This window comes from Streptomyces tremellae (genome assembly GCF_039540215.1).
Classification (GTDB): domain Bacteria; phylum Actinomycetota; class Actinomycetes; order Streptomycetales; family Streptomycetaceae; genus Streptomyces; species Streptomyces tremellae.
Genome location: NZ_BAABEP010000028.1, coordinates 1 through 25,446, shown reverse-complemented (window position 1 = coordinate 25,446; position 25,446 = coordinate 1). Strand labels below are relative to the sequence as shown.

The following is a 25,446-nucleotide window of genomic DNA, read 5'->3' as shown; positions in this document are numbered from 1 at the left end:
GGGGCTCCCGCCCTCGTACTGTTGCCGCATGAGTGATCCTTCCCGTGCGCGTTTCCGGCTCGGCTACCCCGCGGCGGCGCTGGTGTTCGCCATCGGCATGCTGGGCACGACCCTTCCGACACCGCTGTACGGGCTCTACCGCGAGGAGCTCGGCTTCTCGGAGTTCGTGGTGACGGTCGTCTTCGCGGTCTACGCGGTGGGCGTGATCGCGGTCCTGCTGCTCGCGGGCAACTCCTCGGACCAGACGGGGCGCAGGCCCGTCCTGTTGTGCGCCCTCGTCCTCTCCGCGGCGAGCGCGCTCTGCTTCCTGTTCGAGGGCGGGCTGCCCGTCCTGCTCGTGGGCCGGCTCCTCTCCGGGTTCTCCGCGGGGCTGTTCAGCGGCGCGGCGACGGTCACCGTGATGGAGGTGGCGCCGCGCGCGGACGCGCGGCGGGCCGGGTTCGCCGCGACGGCGGCGAACATGGGCGGCCTCGGCTGCGGGCCGCTGGTGGCCGGGCTGCTCGCGCAGTACGCGCCGTCGCCGCTGACGCTGCCGTTCCTGGTGGACCTGGTGCTGATCGTGGTCGCGTCCCTGCTGCTGTGGGGGCTGCCGGAGACGGTGCGGGACCGGCGCGTGCCGCGGCTGCGGCCGCAGGGGCTCACGATCCCGCCGGAGGTGCGGGGGGTGTTCGCGCCCGCCGCGGTGGCGGGCTTCGCAGGCTTCGCGCTGCTGGGCCTCTTCACGGCGGTCGCGCCGAGTTTCCTCGCCGAGACGCTGCACGAGCACAACCTCGCGGTGGCGGGCGCCGTGGTGTTCTCGGTGTTCCTCGCCTCGGTGGTGGGGCAGTCCCTGACGGACCGTATCGGCGCCCGGCGCACTCTGCCCGGCGGCTGTTTCGTGCTGGTGGCCGGGCTGCTGCTGGTGGCCTCCGGGCTCTTCTGGGAGTCGCTGCCACTGCTGGTGGCCGGCGCGGTGTGCGGCGGCCTCGGGCAGGGCCTGTCCTTCCGCGCGGCGGTCGGCGCGCTGAGCGCAGCCGCCCCGGCCGAGCACCGCGGCGGCACGGTCTCGTCGTTCTTCGTCGTCGCCTACCTGGGCATCTCGCTGCCGGTCGTCGGGGTGGGCGCGCTGAGTCTCGTGACGGGGCTGCGGGACGCGGGGCTGATCTTCTCCGCGTGCGTGGTCGTCCTCGCCGTGTGCGTGGGACTGTACGTCCTGCGCAGGCCGCCGCGCCCGGCCTGACGGCGCGCGGCAGCCGCGCCTCCGGGGCCCAGGGGTACATGACGGCCCTGGGGAGCGCGCGGGCTCAGGGGGACACGGGGGCCCGGGAGAGCGCGGGGCTCAGGGGCGGCCGGCCGCGGGGACCTCCTCGTCCGCCCGTACGGGCCCCGGCGGGGTGCCCTCGCCGAACGGCCCGCCCCCGAACTCCTCGCGGTGATGGGCGGTCAGCCAGCCGGACAGGTCGGGCCCGAGGGGCACGATACCGGTCGGGTTCAGGCCCGTGTGCACCTGGTAGTAGTGGCGCTTGATGTGGTCGAAGTCCACGGTGTCGCCGAAGCCGGGCGTCTGGTACAGGTCGCGCGCGTACGCCCACAGGACCGGGTCCTCGGTGAGCTTGTACAGGTTGCACTTGAAGTGGCCGTGGTACACCGGGTCGAACCGTACGAGGGTGGTGAAGAGGCGGATGTCCGCCTCCGTGATGGTCTCCCCCATCAGGTAGCGGCGGCCCGCGAGGCGCTTGGAGACGGCGGCGAGCCGGGTGAAGACGGCGTGGCACGCCTCCTCGTAGTCGGCCTGGGTGGTGGCGAACCCGGCGCGGTAGACACCGTTGTTGACATCCCGGTAAATGCCCTCCATCACCTCGTCCATCTCCTCGCGGAGCGCCTCGGGGTAGAGGTCGGGCGCGCCGGCGCGGTGCAGGCCGCGCCACTCGGTGGCGAAGTCGAGGGTGATGCGCTGGTAGTCGTTGGTGACGAGCCGCCCGGTCGGTACGTCCACGACCGCGGGCACGCTCACCCCGCCCGGGTAGCCGGTCTGGCGCGCGTCGTACGCCTCGGCGAGGTAGCGGATGCCGAGCACGGGGTCGCGGCCGCCGGGGTCGAGGGTGAAGCGCCAGCTCCGGTCGTCCTGGACCGGGTCGGCCACGGCGAGGGAGATCGCGTCCTCCAGGCCGAGCAGCCGGCGCGAGATCAGCGCCCGGCTCGCCCAGGGGCAGGCGCGGCTGACCACGAGGCGGTAGCGCCCCGCCTCGACGGGCCAGCCGTCGCGGCCGTCTGCGGTGATCCGGTCGGCGAAGTGGCTGCGGGAGCGCTTGAAGGGCTTCCTGCCGTACGCGCTGTTGCCCTCGCCCCGCGGCGCGTCCGCGCCGCCGTCCTTCTCCTGACCTGTCCTGTCGCTCGCCGCCATCGCCTTGGTCCCTTCTGACGTCTCCCTTCCCACCTTTCCACCAAGCCCCGGGGTACGCAGCCGCCGCGGCCACGCACCGCGAACGGTGGGGCACGGCAGGTGGCCGCCCGCTGTCAGGCGGACGACGCGCGGCGGTCGGTGAGGACGTCGATCAGGGCGACGACAAGCGCCGCCGCGACGAAGGCCACGGAGACGATCAGGCCGTGGTCGTAGGCGGTGCGCCAGCCGTCGCCGCCGACCTGGGCGAAGAACACCGAGCCGACGGCCGCGATGCCGATGGACGAGCCGACGCGCTGGCCCGTCTGGAGGGTGCCGCCCGCGCTGCCCGCCGTGTCCACGGGGACCTCGGAGAGGGTGAGGGTCTGGTTGGGCGCGATGACGAGGCCACTGCCGAGGCCCGCGAACAGCAGGGGGGCCGCCATCGCCCAGCCGACGCCGCGCCCGCCGACCTGGTGCACCGCGAGGGCGGTGCCGCCGAGCCCGACGACCACCATGGCGAGGCCCACGGCCACCAGCGGCCTGCCGAAGCGGCCGACCAGCCGGCCGCCGATCCCCGCCGCGAGGCCCGAGCCCATGGCGAAGGGCGTGATGGCGAGGCCCGCGAGGAGCGCCGAGTAGCGCAGCCCGCTCTGCAGGTAGAGCGTGCTGATGAAGAAGATGGAGGTGAAGCCCGCGAAGTACAGCAGGATCAGCGAACTGCCCATCCAGAAGGACCGGATGCGGAAGAGGGAGAGCCGCACCACGGGCTGGACGCCGCGCGCCGAGCAGCGGGCCTCCCAGGCCACGAACACCGCGAGGAGCGCCGCCGCCACAAGCACCAGCAGGTACTTGCCTCCGCCCTTCCACTGCTGCTCCTCGACGAAGGGCAGCAGCAGGGCGCAGACGCCCGCGCCGAGCAGCAGCACGCCGACCGGGTCGAGGTCGCGCAGGCGTACCCGGCCCGCCGAGGGGGTGTCGGGCAGCAGCATCCTGGCGAGGACCACGCACACCACGCCGATCGGCAGATTGACGTAGAACACCCAGCGCCAGCCCTCGGTCGGCCCGGCCGCCTGGATCAGCAGACCCCCGAGGAGGGGGCCCACGGCGGTGGAGACGCCGACGACCGTACCGAACGCGCCGAAGGCCGTGCCCCGCTCGCGGCCCTTGAACATCTGCTGGATCAGGGCGGAGATCTGGGGGGACACCATGCCGCCCGCGACGCCCTGCGCGAGCCGCGCGATCACCAGCCAGAGGCTGTTCTGGGCGAGCCCGCAGGCCGCCGAGGAGAGGGTGAAGAGGACCAGCCCGACGATGAAGACCGCGCGGCGCCCCCGGGCGTCGCCGAGGCGGCCCGCCGGGATGAGGAAGAGGCCGAAGGCGAGCGCGTAGCCGGAGACCACCCACTGGAGGTCGGACTCGGGGGTGTGCAGCCCGGCGCGGATCGAGGGCAGCGCCACATTGACGATCGACACGTCGAGCAGGGTCATGAATCCGGCCACCAGGCAGACGGCGAGGGCACGCCAGCGGTTCGGGTCGGGCTCGCCCTCGGCGCGGGTGCCCTCTGTCGCGGGCCGGCGGTCCACCACAGCGTTGTCCTCTCGTCGTGTGGGCGGCGGGCCGTATGCCCGGCCGCGGCCGGGCATACGGCCCCGTCGACCGGACCTTATCCAGCGAAGTCCGCGCCGGCGCCCCGGGGCACCAGGGCACCGGCGCGGACGGTGGCGATCTTCACCCTGCGGTGTTCCCCCTCCGGCGCCCCGTAGGCGCCCGGGGGCTACGGCTGCGGCTGGCTCCCCCGCGGGGGCGCGTGTACGCGTGTCCTGAACGGCACGGCGGGGGCGGCGGGGCGCGGAGGGGGAGCCTCAGCGCGGCGCGGGCAGGGGCACGGTGCCGCGGCTCAGGGCGTTGAGTCCGGCGAGCGCCGCGTCCACGGCGGGGGTCAGGCGCAGCGGGTCCGGGTCGAGCTTCACCAGTACCTGGAGGCCCTGGAGGAGCATGGTGAGCATCGCGGCGTTGCCCGCGAGGTCGAGGCCCTCGGGGAGTTCGCCCTGGTCGACGGCGTGCTGGAGGCCTTGGAGGAAACCGTCCTCCACCACGGAGAGGACCTCGGCGAGGCAGTCGGCGACCGCCGGGTCGCCCGGCAGGACCTCGCCCGCCGTGTTGGCGATGAGGCATCCCCTCGGTTCGGCCTCCTCGGCGGCGAGCTGGAGGTAGCCGAGCATGATCGCGCGGATGCGGGGCAGCACCAGGCCCTCGGAGAGCAGCGCGGGCGCGAGCGAGCGCGCCTGCGCGTCGCGGTACCGTTCGAGCGCGCGCAGGAAGAGGCCGTGCTTGTCGCCGTAGACCTCGTGCATGTCCTCGGGCCCGACACCGAGCTGATGGGCCAGGTCGTCGGCGGAGGTGCCCTCGTACCCCCTGGTCCAGAAGACCTCCATCGCGTGGTCGACCACCCGGGCCGCATCGAGTGTCCGAAGTCGAGACATGTCGGCATCGTAGCCCGAGGACTGGATCCGGCCACACGGCTCCACCGGCGTGGTGCCGGCTCCGGCGGCCGGCCGCCGGATCCCGCCGACTCCCCTGCGCGGCGCCGCACTTGGGACGGTGGCAAGCCGGGCGCGGACCGGGGCGACCCGCCGCGGAGCCCGGGCCTCGGCCCGTCCCGGCCTACGGCACGCGGGCGACGCCCGCGTGCATGCCGCTGTTCATCGCGGCCTCGGGCGCGGGGCCGTCCGCGCTCCACTCGTGCGCGGTGGTGAGGCCGGGGCCGATCAGTTCGAGGCCGTCGAAGAAGCGGGCCACCTCGGCCCGGGTGCGGAACGCGAGGCGGATGCCGCCGCGCGCGTACTCGCCCGTGACCTTCGCGGCGATCTCCGGCAGCACGTCGGACCCCGCGTTGGACAGCACCAGGTAGCTGCCCGATGGCAGGGCGTCCACCAGGGTGGCGACGATCCCGTACGGGTCCTGTTCTTCGGGGATGAAGTGCATCAGCGCGACCAGCGAAAGGGCGAGGGGCCGGTCGAAGTCGAGGAAGTCGCGGGCGTGGGAGAGGATGCGCCCGGGTTCGCGCACGTCGGCCTCGATGTAGTCGGTGCCGCCCTCCGGCGTGCTGATCAGCAGCGCCTCCGCGTGCCGCAGCACGATGGGGTCGTTGTCCGTGTAGACGATCCGGGCCCGCGGGTTGATGCCCTGGACCACCTGGTGGAGGTTGGGCGCGGTCGGGATGCCCGTGCCGATGTCGAGGAACTGGTCGATCCCCCGCCGTGCCAGGTGGGCGACGGCCCGGGTCATGAAGGCACGGTTGTGCCGGGCGCCGTTCGCCGCCTCGGGCGGCAGCTGCTCCGCCACCTGGCTGTCGACGAGATAGTGGTCCTTGCCGCCCAACAGGTGGTCGTAGACCCGCGCCGGGTGCGGGCGCCCGGTGTCGACCTGGGGTTTCGGTATGCCTGCCGTCATGTCCTGTGATCCTGCCACGTTCCCGGTTCGGCCGCGCCGGGCATCCCGGCCCGGCCGGTACGGCAATTACCACATACTCGGACATACCGGCCGTACGGTGTGTCGCATGGCCGCTGACCACGACGACGACGTCCCGCGCCGCCCGAGCGGCGCCCACCAGGAGTCCGGGGAGGCGCCGGCCGCGGGCGGCGGGCGCCACGGCGGGCACGGCAGGCCGCGGGGGCCCCGGGAGAGGTGGCGGGCGTTTCGCACCTCACCGTTCCTGCCCGCCGTGGTCATCCTGCTGATCGTCGCCGCGGGCGCGGGCCTTTTCGCCGGCTCCTACACGTACAACATGGCGAACCCGACGCCCCGGCGCATCCCGGCGGCCGTGGTCGGGGACGCCACCGCGCCCTCGGCGGCGGCGTTCACCGACGGCCTTGAGCGGGCCCTCGCCACCTCGCTCGTCCTGCACGCCTATCCGAGCCGCGCGGCGGCCCGCCACGCGGTCGAGGAGCAGCGGGTGTTCGCCGTGGTCGACTTCCGGACCGCGGGCGGGCGGACCGCGGTGCGCCTCGACGTGGCGAGCGCGGCCGGCCAGTCGGTGGCGCAGGTGCTGGCGTCCGCCGCGCCGAAGGCGGCGAGGGCCGTGCGTGTGCCGCTGGAGCTCGGCGACCTCAAGCCGCTCCAAAGGGGCGACCCGCGCGGGCTCGCCCTCTTCTACATCACGCTGGCCGCCGTCATCCTCGGCTTCGTCGGCGCGATCCAGCTGAGTGTGAACGCGCGGCGGCTGCTGCCGTTCGAGCGGGTGCTCGCGATCGCGGCGAACTCCCTGCTCGGCGGGTTCACCATCGCGGCGGTGGTGGACTGGTGGCTGGGCGCGCTGCGGCTGCCGTTCGTGCAGTCCTGGCTGATTCTCGCGCTCACGATGTTCACCTCGGCGATGGTCTTCACCATGTTCAACACGCTGTTCGGACGGTGGGCGCTGCTGCCGACGTGGGGGCTGATGGTGCTGCTCGGCAACCCGTCGTCGGGCGGCGCGGTGTCCTGGCCGCTGCTGCCCTCGGCGCTGGGGAGGATCGGCCAGTGGCTGCCGCCCGGCGCGTCCGTCAACGCGCAGCACACCGCGGTGTACTTCAAGGACGCGCAGCATGTCTTCCCCTATCTGGTGCTGCTGCTGTGGGCGGTACCGTCGACGGCGGTCTTCTGGATCTGGCGGCACCGGCACCCCGGCGGCCGGGAACTCGGCGGGCGCACGCCGCCCGCGCACGCGGCGGACAGCGGCGCAGCCGCCTGAGGCGCGGCGGCGGGTGACGGGTCAGCGCTCGCTGTCCAGCGCGGACATCTGCGCCGCCGCGTACCTGCTGCCCGCCGCCGCGCCCGCCGGCACGGCGCGCTGGACGGCCGCCAGGTCGTCGGTGCCGAGGGCGACGTGCACGGCGCCGAGCGCCTCGTGCAGGCGGTCGCGGCGGCGGGCGCCCACCAGCGGCACGATGTCGTCGCCCCGGGAGAGCACCCAGGCGATCGCGAGCTGCGCGACGGTCACGCCCGTGGCGCGTGCCACCTCGCGCAGCCGCTCGACGAGGCCGAGGTTGTGGTCGAGGTTGCCGCCCTGGAAGCGGGGGCTGTGGGCGCGGAAGTCGCCGGCGCCCAGCTCGCGGTCCTTGCTGAAGTGGCCGCTGATCAGGCCTCGGGAGAGCACGCCGTAGGCGGTGACGCCGATGCCCAGTTCCCGCAGGGTGGGCAGGATGCGGTCCTCGATGCCGCGGGAGACGAGGGAGTACTCGATCTGGAGGTCGCTGATGGGGGCGGTGGCGGCGGCCCTGCGGAGGGTTTCGGCGCCGACCTCGGAGAGCCCGATGTGCCGCACGTACCCGGCCTGGACGAGTTCGGCGACGGCACCGACGGTCTCCTCGACGGGCACGTCGGGGTCGAGGCGGGCGATGCGGTAGATGTCGATGTGGTCGGTGCCGAGCCGGGTGAGCGAGTGGGCTGCGAAGTTCTTCACGGCCGCGGGCCGCCCGTCGTAGCCGGACCAGCCGCCGTCCGGATCGCGGAGCGCGCCGAACTTCACGCTGGTGACGGCGCGGTCGCGGGCGGTCGCCCGGGCGGTGCGCAGAGCCTCGTTGACGAGGAGTTCGTTGTGGCCCATGCCGTAGAAGTCGCCGGTGTCGAGGAGGGTGACGCCCGCGTCGAGGGCGGCGTGGATCGTCGCGATCGACTCGGCGCGGTCGGCCTCGCCGTACAGCGCGGACATGCCCATGCAGCCGAGGCCGAGCGCGGACACCGTGGGGCCCGTGGTGCCCAGGGTGCGGACGGGGAAGGGGTCGGTCATCGTGAGGTCCTTCTGTGCGGCGTCTTGTGATGGTCCGTCATGTTTACCGTTTCACCACGGTCAATTGGTGCGAACAAGTGGGTTTCGCAACCGGTTCCACATGGTCTCGATGTCAACCTTTCACCCGCGTACGTTCGAAAGTGACGTCGAACACGGTGAGAGCACCGAGAGCGTCGACTACGGCACGGGCACCCTGTCGGCGAAGGTGCGCGCCGGGGGCAGGAGCGCGTTCACACTCCCCGCGAGCCTGCCCGTCGGCCTGTACGCGATCGCCGCGCGGTACGGGGGCACGGACGCCGTCGAACCGAGCGGGACCGCCGCGCAGCGGCTCGTGGTCAGGAAGGCGCCCACGTCGACCGCGCTCACCCTGGCGAAGGCCAAGGCGAAGCACGGCACCTCCCCGCGGGTCACCGTCACGGTCGTCGGCCACACGGGCGGCGCGTTCCCCGGCGGCACGGTGACGGTGACCGTGACCGCGAGGGCGGCGGGCGCGTCGACGACCACCAGGGCCACCCTCACGGCCGCGCAGAAGGGCGTGCTGACGCTCTCGCCGAAGCTGCGCGGTGCGCGGGGCACGGCGACGGTCACCGCGGTCTACGGAGGCGACGCGCGCTACTCGGCGAGCACCTCGCCCCACCGGCGGGTGAAGCTCACCTGACCCGCGCACCGCGGGCGTCCTGACCGCCGCCGCGCGCGGCGGCACAGGTGAGGGCGGGCACCGGCTCCAGCACCGGTGTCCGCCCCGCCCCGCTGCACGGCGTGCTCGCCCCGAGCCGGTCGTCACTGCCGAGCCGTGCACGCAGGCGTGTGCCCCCTGCGGCCCGGCCCCGAACTGCTCCGGCCGGGTGAACCCGGCTCAGGCCGCCCGGTCGGAGGGCGGCCAGACGTACGGCAGCCCTGCGGGCACGCCGGGGAAGACCGGCCCGTAGTACTCGGGGTCCTTGGTGACGAGCGCCGAGCGGTGGCTGAGATGGAACGCCTCGTCGCCGAACCAGGGCGGCAGCTCCCCCGCGCCGGCGAGCTCCTGCTCCGCCCGCACCCGCGCGCCCGGGCGGTGCGCCGCGTAGTCGGCGCCGAGGGTGGCGGCGCAGGTGTCGGCGCGCCCGCCCGCACTCCAGGCGCGGCACATCTCCCAGCCGTAGCGGACGAGCGCCTCCTCGTAGCCCGCCCACATCCGGACGGCCGGGTGGTGGCGCCAGCCGTAGCCGGGCACGGTCAGCCCGCGCAGCACCTGGAGCGCCTCCACGCGCTGCTTGCCGAGCCTGCGCGGGTCGAGGACGGCGGCGCTGCGGGCGAAGCCCGGCCACGGCAGGAAGGTCTGCATGCCCCCATCCTGCGTCCGCGCGCCGGGGCGGCAAACCGGGCGGGTGCGGCGTGTGCGACAGTGCGGGCATGACGAGCGAGACGACCGGCCGGACAGGTGCCACCGAGCGGTTCGAGGTGGCGAGGGACGTGGCGGCGCCGCCCGAGCAAGTGTTCGCGCTGCTGTGCGACCCCCGCGGACACGTGGCGGTCGACAGTTCGGGGATGCTCCAGTCCGCCGACGGCGAGCCGGTGCGCGCGGTGGGCGACACGTTCGTGGTCCACATGGACCGCGAGGCGCTTGGCGACCTCCCGATGGGCAGATACGACGTGACGGTGGTCATCACCGCCTACGCGCAGGACCGGCTGATCGAGTGGACCATCTCGGGGACGGTACGGCCCCCGCTGCGGCACCTCTACGGCTACCGGCTCGACGCCCTGCCCGACGGCCGGGGCACCCGGGTCACGTCGTACTACGACTGGAGCGAGATCGACCCCGTCCACCGGGAGAAGGGCGTCTTCCCGGTGATCCCCGAGTCGGCGCTGCGCGCGACACTCGGCATCCTCGCGCGGACCGTGGAGCACCGGCCCTGACCCGGGGGGCGGCGGACCCCGGGGCCTGGGCCGCACGGACGTCGCGGGACCGCTCGCGGCGGGCCGGATTAACGCGGGCGTAACACCGCGGTCCTAGCGTGCGGATCAACGACTGTGAGGTGCACCGTGCAACTGACCCCGCACGAGCAGGAACGCCTGCTCATCCATGTCGCCGCCGACGTGGCGGCCCGCCGCAGGGAGCGCGGGCTCAGGCTCAACCACCCGGAGGCCGTCGCGCTCATCACGGCACACGTGCTCGAAGGGGCGCGCGACGGCCGCACGGTCGCGGAGCTGATGGCGTCGGGGCGTACGGTCCTGGCCCGCGCCGACGTCATGGAAGGGGTCCCCGAGATGATCCGCGACGTGCAGGTGGAGGCGACCTTCCCTGACGGCACGAAGCTCGTCACCGTCCACGACCCGATCGTCTGAGGAGGCGCGGTGATCCCCGGTGAGATCCTCTTCGGCGAGGGGCCCGTCGTGTTCTGCGACGGCACGGAGCCGACCGTCCTGACGGTGCTGAACACCGCCGACCGCCCGGTGCAGGTCGGCTCCCACTACCACTTCGCCGAGGCCAACCCCGGGCTCGACTTCGACCGGGCGGCGGCCAGGGGCATGCGCCTGGGCATCGCGGCGGGCACGGCGGTGCGCTTCGAGCCCGGCATCCCCGTGGAGGTCGCGCTGGTGCCGCTCGCGGGGCGCCGGGTCGTGCCGGGGCTGCGCGGCGAGACCGGGGGGCCGCTCGATGGCTGAGCTGTCACGGTCCGCGTACGCGGACCTGTTCGGCCCCACCGCGGGCGACCGCGTACGGCTCGCCGACACGGACTTGTTCGTGGAGATCGAGGAGGACCTGGCGGGCGGCCCCGGCCGGGCGGGCGACGAGGCGGTCTTCGGCGGCGGGAAGGTGATCCGCGAGTCGATGGGCCAGTCCCGTACGACCAGGGCAGAGGGCGCCCCCGACACGGTGATCACGGGCGCCGTGGTCATCGACCACTGGGGCATCGTCAAGGCGGACATCGGCATCAGGGACGGGCGCGTCACGGCCCTCGGCAAGGCGGGCAACCCGGACACCATGGACGGGGTCCACCCGGACCTGGTGATCGGCCCCGAGACCGAGGTCGTCGCGGGGAACGGCAGGATCGTCACCGCGGGCGCGATCGACGCGCACGTGCACTTCATCTCGCCCACCCTGATCGACCAGGCGCTCGCCACCGGGGTCACCACGCTCGTGGGCGGGGGCACGGGGCCCGCGGAGGGGACGAAGGCCACCACGGTCACCCCGGGTTCCTGGCACCTGGCCAGGATGTTCCAGGCGCTGGACTCCTCCCCGGTCAACATCGGGCTCCTGGGCAAGGGCAACACCACGTCGCGCGAGGCACTCCACGCCCAACTGCGGGGCGGGGCGGCCGGGTTCAAGATCCACGAGGACTGGGGCGCGACGCCCGCGGTGATCGACGCCTGCCTCGGGGTGTGCCAGGAGAGCGGGGTGCAGCTCGCGATCCACACCGACACACTGAACGAGGCGGGCTTCGTCCAGGACACCCTGGCGGCGATCGCCGGCCGGACGATCCACGCCTACCACACCGAGGGCGCGGGCGGCGGGCACGCGCCGGACATCATCACCGTGGTGTCCCAGCCGCACGTGCTGCCCAGCTCCACCAACCCGACGAGGCCGCACACCGTGAACACCGTCGAGGAGCACCTCGACATGCTGATGGTGTGCCACCACCTCAACCCGGCCGTGCCCGAGGACCTGGCGTTCGCCGAGTCCCGGATCCGGCCGTCCACCATCGCGGCGGAGGACGTGCTGCACGACCTCGGCGCCATCTCGATCATCTCGTCGGACGCGCAGGCGATGGGGCGGATCGGCGAGGTGGTCATGCGGACGTGGCAGACCGCGCACGTGATGAAGCGGCGGCGGGGCGCGCTGCCGGGCGACGGCCCCGCGGACAACCACCGGGTGCGTCGCTATGTCGCCAAGTACACCATCAACCCGGCGGTGGCCCAGGGCATGGACCACGAGATCGGCTCGGTCGAGCCGGGCAAGCTCGCCGACCTGGTGCTGTGGGAGCCCGCGTTCTTCGGTGTGAAGCCGCTGCTGGTGATGAAGGGCGGGCAGATCGCGTACGCGCAGATGGGCGACGCCAACGCGTCGATCCCGACGCCGGGGCCCGTGCTGCCGAGGCCGATGTTCGGTGCGCTCGGCCGGGCGGCGGCCGCGGGCTCCGTCACGTTCGTGGCCGAGGCGGCGCTCGACGCGGGGCTGCCCGAACGCCTCGGCCTCGACAAGCCGTTCGCCGCGGTGCGCGGCACCCGGGGGGTCACCAAGGCGGACATGCGGGAGAACGACGCGCTGCCCCGGGTCGAGGTGGACGCCGACACGTTCACCGTGACCATCGACGGCGAACCGGTCGAACCCGCCCCCGCCACCGAACTGCCGCTCGCGCAGCGGTACTTCCTGTTCTGAGCCGCTCTGTGACGCACGAGGGGGCCCGCGCGGCCCTGCTGGTACTCGCGGACGGCCGCTTCCCCGCGGGCTCGCACGCGCACTCGGGCGGTGTGGAGGCCGCGGTCGCGGTGGGCCGGGTGCGGGACGCGGCGACGCTCGGCGCGTTCTGCCGGGGCCGGGCACACACCGCGGGCCTGACGGCCGCGGGCCTCGCGGCCGCCGCCGCGTACGGCCCGGAGGGCGGCCACGACCCGCTGGCGCTCGACGCCCTGGCCGACGCCCGTACGCCCTCCCCCGCGCTGCGGGCCACGGCCCGGCGGCTCGGCCGGCAGCTGATGCGGGCGGCGCGCGCCGCCTGGCCGGGCCCCGAGCTCGACGCGCTCGCGGCGGCCAGGCCGCCCGGCGCGCACCAGCCGGTGGTGCTCGGGGTGACAGCGCGCTCGGCCGGGCTCGGGCCCGCGGACGCTGCGCACTGCGCGCTGTACGAGGCGGTCGGCGGGCCCGCGACCGCCGCGGTGCGGCTGCTGGGGCTCGACCCGTTCGAGGCGACGGCGGTGCTCGCGCGGCTCGCACCCGACCTGGACATGCTCGCGGAGCGGGCCGTACGGGCGGCGCGCGACGGGCCGGACGCGCTGCCCGCCGCCTCGGGTCCGCTGCTGGACATCGGGGCGGAGGCGCACGCCGCCTGGCCGGTGCGGCTGTTCTCCTCCTGACCCGCGCACCGGGCGCCGCTCCCCCTCACGGCCGCTCGCCCCCGACGTCCCCTCCGACAGGAGTCACACCATGCACCTCGACCACTCGGACCCCGCCGTGCTGTCCGACCAGGGGCCCGGGGCCCTCGGCGCGGACGCCCCGCGCCCCGGCGGCGGGCGGCGCGCGCTGCGGATCGGCCTCGGCGGTCCCGTCGGCTCGGGCAAGACGGCCACCGTCGCCGCGCTGTGCCGGGCGCTGCGCGACTCGCTCTCCCTCGCGGTGGTCACCAACGACATCTACACCCGCGAGGACGCCGACTTCCTGCTGCGGGAGGCGGTGCTGCCGCCGGAGCGCATCAGGGCCGTGGAGACGGGGGCGTGCCCGCACACCGCCATCCGCGACGACATCTCGGCCAACCTGGAGGCGCTAGAGGACCTGGAGGAGTCGGTGGGGCCGCTCGACCTGCTGCTGGTCGAGTCGGGCGGCGACAATCTGACGGCCACCTTCTCGCGGGGCCTTGTGGACGCGCAGGTCTTCGTGATCGACGTGGCGGCAGGCGACGACATCCCCCGCAAGGGCGGCCCCGGCATCACCCTCTCCGACCTGCTGGTGATCAACAAGACGGATCTCGCGCCGTATGTCGGCTCCGACGTGGAGCGGATGGCGCGGGACGCCGTCGCGCGCCGGGGCGAGCTGCCCGTGGTGCTGACCTCGCTGAAGGCGCCCGACGGCGTCGCTCCGGTGGCGCAGTGGGTGCGCGGGCGGCTCGCGGCCCTGGCGGCATGACCGGGGGCGTAGCGGCGAGGGCGCGGATCACCGCCACGCGCGAGGGACTCGCGGTGCTCAGCGGCGAGGGGCCGCTCGCGCCGCGGCGGACCAGGGCCGCGGACGGCGGGCTGCGGGTCACCCTGGTCGGCGCGATGAGCGGGCCGCTCGGCGGGGACCGGCTGGCCGTCGAGGTGGACGTGCGGGCCGGGGCGCGGCTGACGGTGGACGCCGCGGCGGCGACGGTGGCGCTGCCGGGACCCGCGGGCGGGGCGGCACGCTACGACGTGCGGCTGACGGTCGCTGCGGGCGCGGTGCTGTACTGGCTGCCCGGGCCGCTCGTGAGCGCGGCCAAATCTGTGCTCGTCCTGCGCACGGAGGCCGAACTGGCCGAGGGGGCACGGCTGGTGCTGCGCGAGGAGGCGGTGCTCGGCCGCCACGGCGAGGCACCGGGCACCCTCACCAGCCGCCTGAGCGTGCGGTACGCGGGGGTGCCGCTGCTCGACCAGGAGACGGCTTCCGGGCCCGGCGCGGCCCCGGGCTGGGACGGCGGCGCGGTACTGGGCGGTCATCGCGCGGTGGGCCAACTGCTGTGCGTGGATCCGGAGTTCGCTGAGAAACCGGTGGCGGCGCGGCCGTTGGGCGACACCGCGGCGCTCATGCCCCTCGCCGGCCCCGGCGCGCTGGCCACCGCGGTGGCGGACGACGGGCTGGGGCTGCGGCGGGCGCTGGACGCGGGGCTCGCGGCGCTGGGCGGCTGAGCCGGCGCCCCCGGGTGCGGCGGATGCGGATGCCGCGCCGTCCGGCCCGCGGGCGGTGCGGGCCGGACGGCGGGCGGTTCAGCCGACGTTGACGTCGATGCAGGTGTAGAAGGCGTTGGCGGTGTCGGCGATGTTCCACACCGCGAGCACCTTCTGCTTGCCCCGCAGGTCGCCGAAGTCCACCTGGTGGGAGACGGTGGCGCCGGGGATCTTGCCGTTGTCGTCGAACTCGGCGATCTCGCGGTCGCCGACGAAGTACTGCCAGGTGCTGGTCGCGTGGCGGGCAGTCAGCGTCCACTGGAAGGTGGTGGACGTGCCGACGGGCGTCGCCTGCCAGCCCTTGGAGTCGTCGTCGAGCTCGGCGAAGCGCGCGTTGCCTCCGCTGCAGCTCTTGAGGCCCTTCGGGCCTTCCACGCTCTGCGGCTCGTACGTGATGTCGCCGCAACTCACGGTGCCTGCGGCGCACTGTGCCTGGCGGCTCGGCGGGGTGGAGACATAGCCGTGGGCGCTGGCCGAGCCTGCCGGGAGCGCCACCGCGACGACCGGGGCGATGACCGCGCCGGCCAGGGCGGCCTTCATCTTCCTGCTTCCGCGCATTGCGAACTCCTTCACCGGGCGCGGGACCGCTCGCTCGCGAGGCCGTGGGGATCCCGCGGGCCTGCGGTGTGCGCCGCTGGTCGAGTGTGGGGCCTTGGCTGTGCGAAGGACGGCGGCACGGACGCACGCCGCGACGCCCCGCCGGGGGCCGCGCGGACGGGCCGCACCACTTGGACTAGACCATACCGACTGGCGTGCTCGCGTCAAGAGTAGGTAATGGACCCGCCCGGGTCCCGCGGGCCGCGCCCGCCCCCGGGGCCCGGCCGCACGGCCGTCAGCGGCCCGGCCGCGCGGCCTTCAGCGGCCCCCGGCCAGCAGGATCGGGGCGGCGACGGGCCCCGCAGGGGCGGCCTGCGGCAGCAGCCCGCGGGAAGCGAGCAGCGGGATCACGCCTTCGCCGAACCAGTACGCCTCTTCGAGGTGCGGGTAGCCGGAGAGGATGAAGTGGTCGATGCCGAGCCGGTGGTACTCCTCGATCCGGTCGGCCACCTCGGTGTGCGCACCGACCAGCGCCGTACCCGCCCCGCCGCGTACGAGGCCGAAGCCCGCCCACAGGTTGGGCGCGATCTCCAGCGCGTCGCGGGAGCCGCCGTGCAGCGCGAGCATCCGCTGCTGGCCCACCGACTCGCTCCGGCGCAGCGCCTGTTGGGCAGCGGCGACGGTGTCCTGGTCGAGGTCGTCGAGCAGCCGGTCCGCGGCGGCCCAGGCGTCGGCCGCGGTGTCGCGCGCGATGGTGTGCAGGCGGATGCCGAAGCGGACCGTGCGCCCCTCGCGCGCGGCGAGCCCGCGGATCCAGTCGATCTTCCGCGCCACCTGCGCGGGCGGCTCGCCCCAGGTGAGGTAGATGTCCGCGTGGCGGGCTGCGACCGGCCCTGCCGCCTCGGACGAGCCCCCGAAGAACACACCGGGCAGCGGATCGGGCGGCTGCGCGGTCAGCCCGCCCGCCACCTGGTAGTGCTCGCCGTCGAAGTCGAAGGGCGCGCCCGACCACACGCCGCGCACGACGGAGAGGAACTCGTCCGTGCGCGCGTACCTGCTGTCGTGGTCGGCGTGGTCGCCGAACCTGCGCTGCTCGGTGCTGTCGCCGCCCGTGACGACGTTCAGCAGGAGCCGCCCCCGGGTGACGCGCTGGTAGGTCGCCGCCATCTGCGCCGCGAGGACGGGCGAGATCAGTCCCGGCCGAAGCGCCACGAGGAACTTGAGCCGTTCGGTCTGCTGCGCGAGCGCCACGGTGGTGAGCCAGGCGTCCTCGCACCAGGTGCCCGTGGGGGTGAGCGCCCCCTCGAAGCCCAGCCGCTCCGCGGCCTTGGCGATCTGCGCCAGGTACTCGATGTCGGGTGCCCTGATGCCGGAGACCGGTGCGGCGCCGGCCCTGCCGTCCGAGCCGGCGTAGGCGTGGCGGTCGACGAGGGTGCGGCCGTCGCCGCCCGTGGGCAGGAACCAGTGCAGGTGGAGGCTCATGGGGAGATGCCTTTCTTCGGCACGGAGGGGTCGCCCCGGGCCCGGCCCGCCCGCGAGGCGGCCCCGCCGGCCCGGTGCCGGACCGCCGGACGGGCGCCGGGCTGCACGGGACAGGCGTGGCCGCGAGGTGTGTTCGGATACGGCGCGCCGGCGGACGCGGCGTGCGGCGGGAGCCGGCGGCAGGGGAACGCCGCTGCCGGACGGCGCGGCGGTGCCGCCCGCTGATCCGGGCGGCTCGGGGGCGCGTCAGCGCGCCGGGCGACACGCCGCGGACGCGACCCGCAGCAGGTCGATGTGGCCCCGCCGGGTGAGCAGCGCGGAGCGCGGTGCGGCACCGTCCGCGCGCGGGGTCCCCCGGCGGGTCGGCGGCGCGCCCGTGCCCGCCCGCCCACTCACGCCTCGGCGTCCCGGGGCCGCTCGCGCAGCACGTGGAGGCCGGGCAGGTTGACCACGACGGCCTCCTGGGTACTGCGTGCGATCACCACCACGGCCTCCTCCTCGGGGCTGGGGTTCTCCTCGCGGTGCGGCACGTACGGCGGCACGAAGACGTAGTCGCCGGGGCCCGTGCTGATCCTGATCTCCTCGGGCTCCCCGTGCGCGTCGTCGAGGAAGACGAACTCGGGGTGTCCGGCGACCACGTGGATGGCGGTCTCGGACGCGCCGTGGTGGTGGTCGGAGGAGGCCGTGCCGGGCGCGACGTGCGTCTGGCCCATCCAGATGCGCTCCGAGCCGACGGTGCGGCCGCTGATCGCGGCGAACCTCCGCATGCCGCCGGTCTGCGCGGTGTCGCCGTCGAGTTCGCCGGCGCGCACGTGGTGGAGTCGGGCGCGCAGCGCAGCGGAGCCGGGCGCGGACTCCGGCAGGTCGGGGTGGAAGGCGTCGTGGCCGGTGTGCGGGCCGGCCGGGTGGGAGTCGGACGGAGGGGTCTGCGAGACCATGGTTCATCCCTGCTCGGCGGGGTGCTGCGGACGGGCCGTTGCCGGTCGGGACACGGCCCCGTCCGGTGCGACGGTAGAGAGCGCCGCGAATGGATGTCAAGATGTGTCCATTCACGGCGGCCCGGTGGGGCCGGGCCGCCCGCGCCCCCGAGAAGAGGTCCCCCCATGCAGATTTCGGCCAGAACCGACTACGCCGTGCGGGCGCTCGTCGAACTGGCGGCGGACCCCGGGCGGCCGCTCAACTGCGAGAGCGTGGCGTCCTCCCAGGGCATCCCGTTCCGCTTCCTCAAGTCCGTCTTCCGCGACCTGCGCCAGGCGGGCCTGGTGCGCAGCCAGCGCGGCTGCGAGGGCGGATACTGGCTCGGCAGGGACGCCGCGGCCATCTCCGTCGCCGACGTGATGACGGCCGTGGACGGCGAGTTCTTCACGCTGCGCGGCGCGCCGCTCGCCGGCCTCGCCTATCCCGGCGCCGCGGGCGCGCTGCCCGACCTGTGGCGCTCGGCGGCCGAGGCCGCGCTCGGCGTGCTCACCTCGACCACGATCGCCGACCTGACGCTCGCCGGGGTGCGGGCGTGAGCGCGGTGCGACCGGCCCTCGCCGTGACCGAGTTCACCGACCCCGCGTGCCCGTGGGCGTGGGGTTCCGAGCCGGCGCTGCGGCTGCTGCGGCACATCCTGGAGCCGGTGTGCCGGTGGCGGCGCGTGTACGGGATCCTCTTCGACGAGGACGACGACGAGGCCCCCGACCCCAAGGCGGAGGCGCGCTGGTACGACGGCTTCATCCGCGAGGTCGCCGTGCACACCGGAGCCCCGTACGCGGACCGGCTGCGGTGGCTGACCCGCAGCAGCTGGCCGGCGTCCGCAGCGGCCAAAGCGGCGGAGGCGCAGGGGCCGAGGGTCGCGGAGCTGGTGTTGCGGCGGCTGCGCGAGTCGACGTTCGCGCACGGCACCCCGGCCGACAGCGCCGACGGCATCAGGGCGGCGGTGGCGGGTGTACCGGGGCTCGACGCCGACCGGCTGCTCGACGAGGCGGGGTCCGCCGCCCTGCGCGCCGCGGTGGCGGCGGACCGGGCGGAGGCGCGCAGGCCCGCCGCCGAGGTGGTCGGCCTCACGGGTCAGGGACCGCACCCCGGAGCCGCCAAGGAGCTGGCGGACGGCGTCCGTTACGCGCTGCCGACGCTGGTGTTCGAGGGCCCTGGCGGGCGGGTGTGCGCCCCGGGCTGGCGGTCCTTCGAGGCGTATCTGGCCGCCGCCGCGCGGGCAGCGGGCGGCCCGCTGCCCACGCCCGAGGTGCCGGACGCGGCCACCGCCCTGGAGCGCTGGCGGACTCTCACGGGTCCGGAACTGGCCCTGCTCACCCGGGAGAAGGCGCCGCCGAAGGACGCGGTGGAGCTGTCCACCGCGGGCGGCCCGCTGTGGCTGCACCCCGCGGAACAGCGGGATCGTCGCAGGTCGCCGGGGTCTCGATGAATGAGACACCTCAAGGTGTCCATTGACAGGGTCCGGGAGCCGGGCGAGGATATCTGTCATGCATGCGATGCACCCCGGTGTGGTCTGCCGCTACGTGGACTATCGACGCACCTCCAGCGCCCTCTGTCGCTGACGCCGCCGCGCACGTCGGCCCGTCGGCCCTCGCGCGCCGCCCGCCGGCGGCGCTCCCCAGGACCGGCCGCGCCGTGCCGACCGGGCATCGGGGTCGGCCCGTGCCACCCGTGAGGAGCCGTACCGCTCCGCCCCCGCCCCCCTGAGCCCGCCCGCCGGGCAGGCTCACCGACGTCCCCGGGGTGCGGCGCGGGCGAGCGCCGTCTGCCTCTGCCTCCCGCCCGTGGAGACGCTCCCCCGTCCCCGTCCGTGACAGCGCACCGCGGCCTGCGCCGCGGCTCCCCGACGCGCGTCCCTGACCTTCCCTCCCCCGCCCGTACGCCAGGCACCCGCTCGTGCCGGGCGGCGCCGCGGCGGCCGGCCCCACCCTCTCCCTCTCCGGCACCGCCGGGAAAGGCGGCCCTCCCATGCCCGCTCCACCCGTACCCCCGCCCGCCACGGGCCCCGCGGGCCCGCGCCCCGCGGCGCTCGGCAGGCGGTCCTTCTTCGGCCTGTCCCTCGGCGCGGGCGCGGGCCTCGCGCTCAGCGCGTGCGGCGGGCAGGCGACGAGTGCACTCGGCGGCGCCGGATCCACCCTCAAGTGGGGGTGGGATCTGCCCAGTTCGTGGGACCCGGTGACCTCGTCCGCGGGCTGGGACGTGCACACGCTTTCCCTGGTGTACTCGGCACTGACCAAGCTCGACGAGCACGGTGCGCCCGTGCCGGCGCTCGCCTCCTCGTGGCGCTACGACCCCGACGGCACCGCCGTGACCTTCACCCTGCGGCCAGGGCTGCGCTTCGCCGACGGCACGGTGCTCGACGCCGACGCGGTCAAACGCAGCATCGAGCGCGGCCGCGACTACCCGAAGTCGCTCATCGCCGCGCAGCTCGCAGGCATCAGGAAGGTCATCGCCCGCGACCCGCGCACCGTGCGGATCGAACTGGCGGCGCCCGACTACCAGATACCGGCCCTGCTGGCCGGGAAGACCGGCATGGTCGTCAATCCTCGGGCGTTCGAGAAGGACGCCGCCGCGCTCGCCACCCGGCCGGACGGCGCGGGCCCCTACACCCTCGTCTCCTACGTGCAGAACTCGAAGGCCGTGCTGCGCCGCAACCCGCGCTACTGGGACGCGGCCCGCATCAAGGTGCGGGACTTCGAGGTCTATCCGCTGCCCGAACCCTCCACCGTGGTCGCCGCGTTGACTTCGGGCCAGTACAACGTGGCGCAGATACCCGGCAGCCAGGTGGCGGCCGCGCGGGCGGCCGGGCTGAAGGTGCAGGTGATCCCCTCGATGGTGGTGGCGGTCCTCGACGTGAATCTCGACCGGTCGCCCTTCACCCACCCCAATGTGGCGCTCGCCCTCAAGTACGCAGTCGACCGGGAGCAGTTGCTCAAGACCGCCTCCTTCGGGCACGGGCAGACCAGCAGGCAGCCCTTCCCCGCCGGATATGTGGGCCACGACCCCGCGCTGGAGCGGCTGTTCCCCTACGACCCCGCGAAAGCACGGCAGTTGGTCGAGTCGGCGGGCGCAGGCCGTGAGGTCTCGCTGACGCTCTCCGCGCAGAACGCGGAGGGCGTGCCCGAGGTCATCCAGGCGCAGCTGGCGCGGGCCGGCATCAAGGCGACCATCTCGACCGTCCCGGCGGCGCGCGCCACCGAGCTGGTGTACGTGCAGCGCAGCACGTCGCTGTATGTCGACCAGTTCGCCGGCCGGGAGTCGGCGACCCAGGCGTTCCAGGTCCTCTTCGGCAAGCAGGGGCTGATGAACCCGGGCCGCCGCAGCCCCGCGGCGCTGGAAGCGGCGGTCGCCGAGGTCAGCCGCACCCCGCTCGACGCGCCCGCCTACCCGGCCGTGCTGCGCAGGGCGACCGGGATCGCCGTGCGCACCATGCCCAACGTCTTCCTCTACACGGTGCCGCGCATCCTCGCCCGCAACGCGCAGGTCTCCGCGATCCCGCCGTACCCCGTAGTCCAGCGCTTCGAGGGGGTGACCGTGGCATGAGCGCTCCCCCGCTCGCGTCTCCCGCGCCGAGGTCCGCCGGGTGGCGCGGCCGGCTCAGCCGCGCGCCGCGCTCGGCCGGCCGGGTGCTCCTCACCACGTGCACGGTGTTCGTGCTGGCGAGCATCCTCACCTTCGCGCTCGGCGCGCTGTCCGGCGCCAACCCGGCGGCCGCGGTCCTCGGCGACCAGGCGACACCGGCCGACATCGCGAGGATGCAGCACCAGTTCGGCCTGGACCGCCCGCTGTACCAGCAGTTCCTCGGCTGGCTCGGCCACGCGCTGACCGGGGACCTCGGCACCTCGTGGTTCACCAGTGTGCCGGTCGCAGACAGCGTACGGCTCGCCCTGCCGGTCGACCTGTCGATCGCCGGCCTCGCGCTGGTGTTCGCTGTGGTGCTCGGCGGCGGCGCGGGGATCACGGCTGCGCTGCACAGCGGCGGCCGGATCGACCGCGCGGTCACCGCGGTGTGCTCGGTACTGTCCACACTGCCGCCCTTCCTCATCGGCATCGTGCTGATCGTGGTGTTCGCGGTGCAGTTCAGGGCACTGCCGACGGGCGGCTACATACCGCTCGACCAGAGCCCGGGCGAGTGGCTGCGGTACGCGCTGCTGCCCGCGTTCGCCCTGAGCCTGGACGCGGCGGCGTCCATCGCCCGGCAGTTGCGTACCTCGCTGGTGGGCGCGCTGCGGGAGAACTACGTGACGGGCGCCGCGCTGCGCGGCCTCTCCGCGCGCCGCGTGCTGTTCGGGCATGTGCTGCGCAACGCGGCAGGGCCCGCGCTGACGGTGCTCGGGATGAGCGTGCCGGTGATCCTCGGCGGCGCCGTGGTCACGGAGAAGATCTTCAACCTGCCGGGACTCGCGCAGCTCTCCCTCCAGGCGGCGGAGCAGCATGACATCCCGGTGATCCAGGGGACCCTGCTGGTGACGGTGGCCGTGGTGCTGGTCGCCAACCTGGCGGTGGACGCGGCGCTCACCGCGCTCAACCCGGCGGCGCGGCGCGGCGGTCAGCGGGGCCGTCGCGCGCAGCGGGAGGCGTCATGAGGACGCTGCGCCGTACGCTGAGCCAGCCGTCCGCGCGGCTCGCCCTCGCGGTGCTGCTCGTGGTCGCGGTCGTCGCCCTGGCGGGCGGGGCGCTCGCACCGCACGACCCGCTCGGACAGCGGCCCCAGGACCTGCTCCAGGGGCCGAGCGGCCGCCATCCCCTGGGCACCGACTACCTGGGCCGCGACGTGCTCAGCAGGCTGCTCGCGGGCACCGGGCGCTCCCTCGCGGGCGCGCTGGAGGCAGTCGGTTCCGCCATGGTGCTCGGTGTGCTGCCGGGCATCGCGTCGGCCTGGTTCGGCCGGGGGTTCTCCTGGGCGTCGCAGCGCGCGGCGGACACCCTGATGATCATGCCGTTCACGGTGTTCGCGATCGCGGTGGTCGGCGCGCTCGGCAACGGCATGCACCAGGCGATGCTGGCGCTCGGGCTGCTGTTCGCGCCGCTGTACTTCCGCGTCACCAGGGCCGCCGCGCTCGGCCTGCGGCAGGCGCAGTACGTGGAGGCCGCCGAGCTGATGGGGGCGTCGCGGGGCTGGGTCCTGCGCACCCATGTGTGGGGCAAGGTGCTGCCGACGGTCGCGGTGACGACCGCGCAGGCCGTGGGTCAGGCGCTGCTGGTCGTGGCGTCGCTGACCTTCCTCGGCCTCGGGGTGCAGCCGCCCGCGCCGACCTGGGGCGGCATGCTCGCCTCCGACCTCGGCTACCTGACCCAGCAGCCGTGGGCACCGCTGGTGCCGGGGGCCGCGATCATGGTCACGGTCGGGGCGCTGAACCTCCTCGCGGACGCGATCAGGGACGCCTCGGCACCGGGTGCCCGCCCGCGCGGGCGCCGGTGGCTGCCCGCCCTGCGGCCCAGGGGCGCCGCGAGCCCGCCCGCGCCCCCGGCCGGCGAACCGGCTCCGGCCCAGAACACCCCAGAGAACCACCGGAGTCAGGAGGCGGACAGCCATGTCACCACGGGCTGAGCAGGAGCACGAGCGCCGGGGCGGGGAGGCGGGCGCGCACCGCCTGCGGGAACCCGCGCCCGTGCTGCGCGTCGAGGACCTCGACGTGGCGGTGCCCGACGGCGGGCGCGCGGTGCGCGGTGTGTCGTTCACCGTGTCCGCAGGCGAGTCGGTCGGGCTCGTCGGCGAGTCCGGCAGCGGCAAGAGCCTCACCTGCCGGTCCGTCCTCGGTGTGCTGCCGCCCGGCTGCTCGGTCGGCGGCGGGCGCATCGCGCTCGACACCTCGGACGCCGACCTCACCTCGTACACCCGCGCGCAGTGGGACGCCGTGCGCGGCAGTGTGATCGGCGCGGTGTTCCAGGACCCCGCCTCGTATCTCAACCCGTCGCTGACGGTGGGCAGGCAGCTCACGGAGCAGTTGCGGGTGCGGCGCGGCCTGCCGCGGGCGGCGGCGCGCAGCCGCGCGGTCGAACTCCTCGCCGCCGTGGGGCTGCACAGGCCCCATGAGGTGTACGCGCGCTATCCGCACGAGCTGTCGGGCGGCATGCTGCAGCGCGTCCTCATCGCGACGGCCGTGTCCTGCGGTCCGCGCCTGCTCGTCGCGGACGAGGCGACGACGGCGCTCGACGTCGTCGTGCAGGCGGAGATCACGGAGCTGTTCCAGCGGCTGCGCGCCGAGAGCGGCCTCGCGCTGCTGCTGGTCACCCACGACCTGGCGCTCGTCGCGGAGAACTGCGACCGGGTGCTGGTGATGTACGCGGGCGAGATCGTGGAGGAGGGCCCGACCGCGCGGGTGCTCGCCGCTCCGGCGCACCCGTACACCGAGGCGCTGCTGCGGGTGGCGTCGGTGGGCCCCGGGGACCGGCGGGACCTGGCCGTGATCCCGGGCGGCCCGCCGCGGGCGGGCGCCGAGCTGCCCGGCTGCCGGTTCGCCGAGCGGTGCGCGTACGCGGCGCCGGAGTGCACGGCGGGCCCCGTCGCCCTGCGGACCCTCGACGACGGCAGGACGGCCCGGTGCCTGCGCCCGGTGGCGGCGCGGGCCGCAGCGCACACCCCGCAGGGAGCGATCGCATGAGCGCCGTGGACGCCCCCCGGGCGGGGGAACCCCTGCTGACCGTCTCGGGCCTCTCCGTCTCGTACGGGCCCTCGCCCGGCGCGCGGGGGCGCGGGACCCGCGTGCTGAGCGGCGTCGACCTCACCGTGCGGGCCGGGGAGATCGTCGGAATCATCGGCGAGACGGGGTCGGGGAAGACGACCCTGGCGCGCGCGGCCGTCGGCCTGGTGCGCCCCGAACCGGGTGCCGCCCTGCGGTTCGCGGGCCACGACCTGGTGCGGATGCGCGGCGCCGAGCTGCGGGAGTTCCGCCGCTCGGGCGCGCTGCAGTACATGTTCCAGGACCCGCTGCGCTCGCAGGACCCGGAGCTCACCGTGCGCGCCGTGGTGGCGGAGCCGCTCGCCGCCGCGCGCCGGGGCGACCGCAGGGAGCGGGCGGCGCGCGCGGACGAGGCGCTGCGCCTCGTAGGGCTCGACCCGGCCGCCCACGGGGAACGCACCCCGGGCGAGCTCTCCGGCGGGCAGCGCCAACGTGTCTCGCTGGCAAGGGCGTTGGTGACACGGCCCCGGCTGCTCATCACCGACGAGCCGGCCAGTGCGCTGGACGCGTCCAACCGGAACCTGGTGCTCGGTCTGCTGGCCAGGCTGCGCGCGGAACTCGGCCTGGCCGTGGCGGTGGTCTCGCACGACCTCGGGTCGCTGGCCGGCCTCGCCGACCGGGTGGCCGTGCTGTACCGGGGCCGGCTGGTCGAGGACGGACCCGCCGCCGAGGTGCTGGAAGCGCCGCGCCACCCGTACGCGGCCCTGCTCGCCGCCTCGGCGCCCCGGGTGGGCGCCACCGGCGGCCCGCGCCCCGCCCAACTGCGGCCCGCCGCGGACCGGGAGCCGTGGCCCGAGGGCCTGGGCTGTGTGTTCGCGCCGCGCTGCCGCTTCGCCGGGCCCGCGTGCGAGCGCGAGCCCGAGCCGGCTCCTGCGGCCGGTTCGGCGCCCGGGCCCGCGCACACCGTCGCGTGCCACCACGCCGCCGACTGGCGCGCGGAGGTGGCCGCGTGAGGCGGCGCACGCCCCGGGCCGCGGCGACGGCCGTCCCCGACCTGGCCGCGTACCCGGCGGGCGGCCCCCGCGCCTGGTGCACCG

General features: G+C 75.0%; 26 protein-coding genes. 17 read left to right on the top strand and 9 right to left on the bottom strand.

Features of this window, described 5'->3' with window-relative positions:
- Nucleotides 1-28: 28 nt before the first annotated feature.
- Nucleotides 29-1,219 (top strand): MFS transporter, encoded by a 1,191-nt coding sequence (locus ABEA77_RS19485; RefSeq protein ID WP_345648986.1) that lies wholly within the window; start codon nucleotides 29-31, stop codon nucleotides 1,217-1,219.
- 99 nt (nucleotides 1,220-1,318) lie between these two features.
- Here the strand turns inward: ABEA77_RS19485 and ABEA77_RS19480 are convergent, their stop codons facing one another.
- From ABEA77_RS19480 to ABEA77_RS19465, 4 genes are all read right to left on the bottom strand, one after another.
- Nucleotides 1,319-2,383 (bottom strand): glutathione S-transferase family protein, encoded by a 1,065-nt coding sequence (locus tag ABEA77_RS19480; protein ID WP_345648984.1) that lies wholly within the window; start codon nucleotides 2,381-2,383, stop codon nucleotides 1,319-1,321.
- A 113-nt stretch (nucleotides 2,384-2,496) separates the two neighbouring features.
- Nucleotides 2,497-4,005 carry an MFS transporter gene (locus tag ABEA77_RS19475; protein WP_425588325.1) on the bottom strand — a complete coding sequence of 503 codons (1,509 nt, stop codon included), beginning with the start codon at nucleotides 4,003-4,005 and terminating at the stop codon, nucleotides 2,497-2,499.
- Nucleotides 4,006-4,224: 219 nt separating this feature from the next.
- Nucleotides 4,225-4,845 (bottom strand): TetR/AcrR family transcriptional regulator, encoded by a 621-nt coding sequence (locus ABEA77_RS19470; protein WP_345648981.1) that lies wholly within the window; start codon nucleotides 4,843-4,845, stop codon nucleotides 4,225-4,227.
- Nucleotides 4,846-5,026: 181 nt separating this feature from the next.
- The gene (locus ABEA77_RS19465) at nucleotides 5,027-5,815 is read right to left on the bottom strand and encodes an SAM-dependent methyltransferase (protein ID WP_345648976.1); all 789 of its coding nucleotides are present in this window, start codon (nucleotides 5,813-5,815) and stop codon (nucleotides 5,027-5,029) included.
- Nucleotides 5,816-5,921: 106 nt separating this feature from the next.
- Between ABEA77_RS19465 and ABEA77_RS19460 the strand changes: the two genes are divergently transcribed.
- A complete protein-coding gene (locus ABEA77_RS19460; protein WP_345648973.1) occupies nucleotides 5,922-7,091 on the top strand; it encodes an ABC-2 transporter permease in 1,170 nt (389 codons plus the stop codon).
- A gap of 21 nt (nucleotides 7,092-7,112) precedes the next feature.
- Here ABEA77_RS19460 and ABEA77_RS19455 read toward each other — a convergent pair whose 3' ends face one another.
- The gene (locus ABEA77_RS19455; RefSeq protein ID WP_345648970.1) at nucleotides 7,113-8,129 is read right to left on the bottom strand and encodes an aldo/keto reductase; all 1,017 of its coding nucleotides are present in this window, start codon (nucleotides 8,127-8,129) and stop codon (nucleotides 7,113-7,115) included.
- 109 nt (nucleotides 8,130-8,238) lie between these two features.
- Here ABEA77_RS19455 and ABEA77_RS19450 point away from each other — a divergent pair, with 109 nt between their 5' ends.
- Nucleotides 8,239-8,787: an Ig-like domain-containing protein gene (locus tag ABEA77_RS19450; RefSeq protein WP_345648968.1), complete on the top strand. Its 549-nt coding sequence runs from the start codon at nucleotides 8,239-8,241 to the stop codon at nucleotides 8,785-8,787.
- A gap of 198 nt (nucleotides 8,788-8,985) precedes the next feature.
- Here ABEA77_RS19450 and ABEA77_RS19445 read toward each other — a convergent pair whose 3' ends face one another.
- Nucleotides 8,986-9,453 carry an MSMEG_6728 family protein gene (locus tag ABEA77_RS19445; RefSeq protein ID WP_345648965.1) on the bottom strand — a complete coding sequence of 156 codons (468 nt, stop codon included), beginning with the start codon at nucleotides 9,451-9,453 and terminating at the stop codon, nucleotides 8,986-8,988.
- A gap of 68 nt (nucleotides 9,454-9,521) precedes the next feature.
- On the opposite strand from ABEA77_RS19445, the gene ABEA77_RS19440 reads away from it, so the two are divergent.
- The 7 genes from ABEA77_RS19440 (at nucleotide 9,522) to ABEA77_RS19410 (ending at nucleotide 14,690) form a co-directional block, all read left to right on the top strand.
- Nucleotides 9,522-10,025 (top strand): SRPBCC family protein, encoded by a 504-nt coding sequence (locus ABEA77_RS19440; protein ID WP_345648962.1) that lies wholly within the window; start codon nucleotides 9,522-9,524, stop codon nucleotides 10,023-10,025.
- A 126-nt stretch (nucleotides 10,026-10,151) separates the two neighbouring features.
- On the top strand, nucleotides 10,152-10,454 hold the full coding sequence (locus tag ABEA77_RS19435) for an urease subunit gamma (protein ID WP_345648960.1): 303 nt from the start codon (nucleotides 10,152-10,154) through the stop codon (nucleotides 10,452-10,454).
- 9 nt (nucleotides 10,455-10,463) lie between these two features.
- On the top strand, nucleotides 10,464-10,775 hold the full coding sequence (locus tag ABEA77_RS19430; protein WP_345648958.1) for an urease subunit beta: 312 nt from the start codon (nucleotides 10,464-10,466) through the stop codon (nucleotides 10,773-10,775).
- A complete protein-coding gene (locus tag ABEA77_RS19425) occupies nucleotides 10,768-12,489 on the top strand; it encodes an urease subunit alpha (protein WP_345648955.1) in 1,722 nt (573 codons plus the stop codon). The genes ABEA77_RS19430 and ABEA77_RS19425 overlap by 8 nt, the downstream gene beginning before the upstream one ends.
- Nucleotides 12,490-12,497: 8 nt before the next feature.
- The gene (locus ABEA77_RS19420) at nucleotides 12,498-13,184 is read left to right on the top strand and encodes an urease accessory protein UreF (protein WP_345648952.1); all 687 of its coding nucleotides are present in this window, start codon (nucleotides 12,498-12,500) and stop codon (nucleotides 13,182-13,184) included.
- 70 nt (nucleotides 13,185-13,254) lie between these two features.
- Entirely contained in the window at nucleotides 13,255-13,950 is a 696-nt protein-coding gene (gene ureG, locus ABEA77_RS19415) for an urease accessory protein UreG (RefSeq protein ID WP_345648950.1), read from the top strand.
- Nucleotides 13,947-14,690 (top strand): urease accessory protein UreD, encoded by a 744-nt coding sequence (locus ABEA77_RS19410; protein WP_345648948.1) that lies wholly within the window; start codon nucleotides 13,947-13,949, stop codon nucleotides 14,688-14,690. Before ureG ends, ABEA77_RS19410 begins: the two co-directional genes overlap by 4 nt.
- A 78-nt stretch (nucleotides 14,691-14,768) precedes the next feature.
- On the opposite strand, the gene ABEA77_RS19405 is transcribed toward ABEA77_RS19410, so the two are convergent.
- From ABEA77_RS19405 to ABEA77_RS19395, 3 genes are all read right to left on the bottom strand, one after another.
- Complete coding sequence (locus ABEA77_RS19405) at nucleotides 14,769-15,287, bottom strand: lytic polysaccharide monooxygenase auxiliary activity family 9 protein (protein WP_345648946.1); 519 nt, start codon at nucleotides 15,285-15,287, stop codon at nucleotides 14,769-14,771.
- A 297-nt stretch (nucleotides 15,288-15,584) separates the two neighbouring features.
- Nucleotides 15,585-16,748: an LLM class flavin-dependent oxidoreductase gene (locus ABEA77_RS19400; RefSeq protein WP_345648943.1), complete on the bottom strand. Its 1,164-nt coding sequence runs from the start codon at nucleotides 16,746-16,748 to the stop codon at nucleotides 15,585-15,587.
- 392 nt (nucleotides 16,749-17,140) lie between these two features.
- The gene (locus tag ABEA77_RS19395) at nucleotides 17,141-17,686 is read right to left on the bottom strand and encodes a cupin domain-containing protein (RefSeq protein ID WP_345648940.1); all 546 of its coding nucleotides are present in this window, start codon (nucleotides 17,684-17,686) and stop codon (nucleotides 17,141-17,143) included.
- A gap of 165 nt (nucleotides 17,687-17,851) precedes the next feature.
- On the opposite strand from ABEA77_RS19395, the gene ABEA77_RS19390 reads away from it, so the two are divergent.
- The 7 genes from ABEA77_RS19390 to ABEA77_RS19360 all read left to right on the top strand — a co-directional run bounded on the left by ABEA77_RS19390 (nucleotide 17,852) and on the right by ABEA77_RS19360 (nucleotide 25,362).
- Nucleotides 17,852-18,262, top strand: a complete 411-nt coding sequence (locus ABEA77_RS19390) for an RrF2 family transcriptional regulator (RefSeq protein WP_345648937.1) — start codon at nucleotides 17,852-17,854, stop codon at nucleotides 18,260-18,262.
- Nucleotides 18,259-19,155: a DsbA family protein gene (locus ABEA77_RS19385; protein ID WP_345648934.1), complete on the top strand. Its 897-nt coding sequence runs from the start codon at nucleotides 18,259-18,261 to the stop codon at nucleotides 19,153-19,155. The genes ABEA77_RS19390 and ABEA77_RS19385 overlap by 4 nt, the downstream gene beginning before the upstream one ends.
- Nucleotides 19,156-19,694: 539 nt before the next feature.
- Nucleotides 19,695-21,269, top strand: coding sequence for an ABC transporter substrate-binding protein (locus ABEA77_RS19380; protein ID WP_345648931.1), 1,575 nt, complete (start codon nucleotides 19,695-19,697; stop codon nucleotides 21,267-21,269).
- A complete protein-coding gene (locus ABEA77_RS19375) occupies nucleotides 21,266-22,312 on the top strand; it encodes an ABC transporter permease (protein ID WP_345648929.1) in 1,047 nt (348 codons plus the stop codon). Before ABEA77_RS19380 ends, ABEA77_RS19375 begins: the two co-directional genes overlap by 4 nt.
- A complete protein-coding gene (locus ABEA77_RS19370) occupies nucleotides 22,309-23,277 on the top strand; it encodes an ABC transporter permease (RefSeq protein WP_345648926.1) in 969 nt (322 codons plus the stop codon). Before ABEA77_RS19375 ends, ABEA77_RS19370 begins: the two co-directional genes overlap by 4 nt.
- Nucleotides 23,261-24,331, top strand: a complete 1,071-nt coding sequence (locus tag ABEA77_RS19365; protein WP_425588324.1) for an ABC transporter ATP-binding protein — start codon at nucleotides 23,261-23,263, stop codon at nucleotides 24,329-24,331. The genes ABEA77_RS19370 and ABEA77_RS19365 overlap by 17 nt, the downstream gene beginning before the upstream one ends.
- Nucleotides 24,328-25,362, top strand: coding sequence for an ABC transporter ATP-binding protein (locus ABEA77_RS19360; RefSeq protein ID WP_345648923.1), 1,035 nt, complete (start codon nucleotides 24,328-24,330; stop codon nucleotides 25,360-25,362). The genes ABEA77_RS19365 and ABEA77_RS19360 overlap by 4 nt, the downstream gene beginning before the upstream one ends.
- The last annotated feature ends 84 nt before the right edge of the window (nucleotides 25,363-25,446 follow it).

What these genes read in the sequence shown, in the direction of transcription:
- ABEA77_RS19485 (WP_345648986.1), top strand. Translation starts at nt 29, where the DNA reads ATGAGTGATCCTTCCCGTGCGCGTTTCCGGCTCGGCTACCCCGCGGCG.
- ABEA77_RS19480 (WP_345648984.1), bottom strand. Translation starts at nt 2,383, where the DNA reads ATGGCGGCGAGCGACAGGACAGGTCAGGAGAAGGACGGCGGCGCGGAC.
- ABEA77_RS19475 (WP_425588325.1), bottom strand. Translation starts at nt 4,005, where the DNA reads ATGCCCGGCCGCGGCCGGGCATACGGCCCGCCGCCCACACGACGAGAG.
- ABEA77_RS19470 (WP_345648981.1), bottom strand. Translation starts at nt 4,845, where the DNA reads ATGTCTCGACTTCGGACACTCGATGCGGCCCGGGTGGTCGACCACGCG.
- ABEA77_RS19465 (WP_345648976.1), bottom strand. Translation starts at nt 5,815, where the DNA reads ATGACGGCAGGCATACCGAAACCCCAGGTCGACACCGGGCGCCCGCAC.
- ABEA77_RS19460 (WP_345648973.1), top strand. Translation starts at nt 5,922, where the DNA reads ATGGCCGCTGACCACGACGACGACGTCCCGCGCCGCCCGAGCGGCGCC.
- ABEA77_RS19455 (WP_345648970.1), bottom strand. Translation starts at nt 8,129, where the DNA reads ATGACCGACCCCTTCCCCGTCCGCACCCTGGGCACCACGGGCCCCACG.
- ABEA77_RS19450 (WP_345648968.1), top strand. Translation starts at nt 8,239, where the DNA reads ATGTCAACCTTTCACCCGCGTACGTTCGAAAGTGACGTCGAACACGGT.
- ABEA77_RS19445 (WP_345648965.1), bottom strand. Translation starts at nt 9,453, where the DNA reads ATGCAGACCTTCCTGCCGTGGCCGGGCTTCGCCCGCAGCGCCGCCGTC.
- ABEA77_RS19440 (WP_345648962.1), top strand. Translation starts at nt 9,522, where the DNA reads ATGACGAGCGAGACGACCGGCCGGACAGGTGCCACCGAGCGGTTCGAG.
- ABEA77_RS19425 (WP_345648955.1), top strand. Translation starts at nt 10,768, where the DNA reads ATGGCTGAGCTGTCACGGTCCGCGTACGCGGACCTGTTCGGCCCCACC.
- ureG (WP_345648950.1), top strand. Translation starts at nt 13,255, where the DNA reads ATGCACCTCGACCACTCGGACCCCGCCGTGCTGTCCGACCAGGGGCCC.
- ABEA77_RS19410 (WP_345648948.1), top strand. Translation starts at nt 13,947, where the DNA reads ATGACCGGGGGCGTAGCGGCGAGGGCGCGGATCACCGCCACGCGCGAG.
- ABEA77_RS19405 (WP_345648946.1), bottom strand. Translation starts at nt 15,287, where the DNA reads ATGCGCGGAAGCAGGAAGATGAAGGCCGCCCTGGCCGGCGCGGTCATC.
- ABEA77_RS19400 (WP_345648943.1), bottom strand. Translation starts at nt 16,748, where the DNA reads ATGAGCCTCCACCTGCACTGGTTCCTGCCCACGGGCGGCGACGGCCGC.
- ABEA77_RS19395 (WP_345648940.1), bottom strand. Translation starts at nt 17,686, where the DNA reads ATGGTCTCGCAGACCCCTCCGTCCGACTCCCACCCGGCCGGCCCGCAC.
- ABEA77_RS19390 (WP_345648937.1), top strand. Translation starts at nt 17,852, where the DNA reads ATGCAGATTTCGGCCAGAACCGACTACGCCGTGCGGGCGCTCGTCGAA.
- ABEA77_RS19380 (WP_345648931.1), top strand. Translation starts at nt 19,695, where the DNA reads ATGCCCGCTCCACCCGTACCCCCGCCCGCCACGGGCCCCGCGGGCCCG.
- ABEA77_RS19375 (WP_345648929.1), top strand. Translation starts at nt 21,266, where the DNA reads ATGAGCGCTCCCCCGCTCGCGTCTCCCGCGCCGAGGTCCGCCGGGTGG.
- ABEA77_RS19370 (WP_345648926.1), top strand. Translation starts at nt 22,309, where the DNA reads ATGAGGACGCTGCGCCGTACGCTGAGCCAGCCGTCCGCGCGGCTCGCC.
- ABEA77_RS19365 (WP_425588324.1), top strand. Translation starts at nt 23,261, where the DNA reads ATGTCACCACGGGCTGAGCAGGAGCACGAGCGCCGGGGCGGGGAGGCG.
- ABEA77_RS19360 (WP_345648923.1), top strand. Translation starts at nt 24,328, where the DNA reads ATGAGCGCCGTGGACGCCCCCCGGGCGGGGGAACCCCTGCTGACCGTC.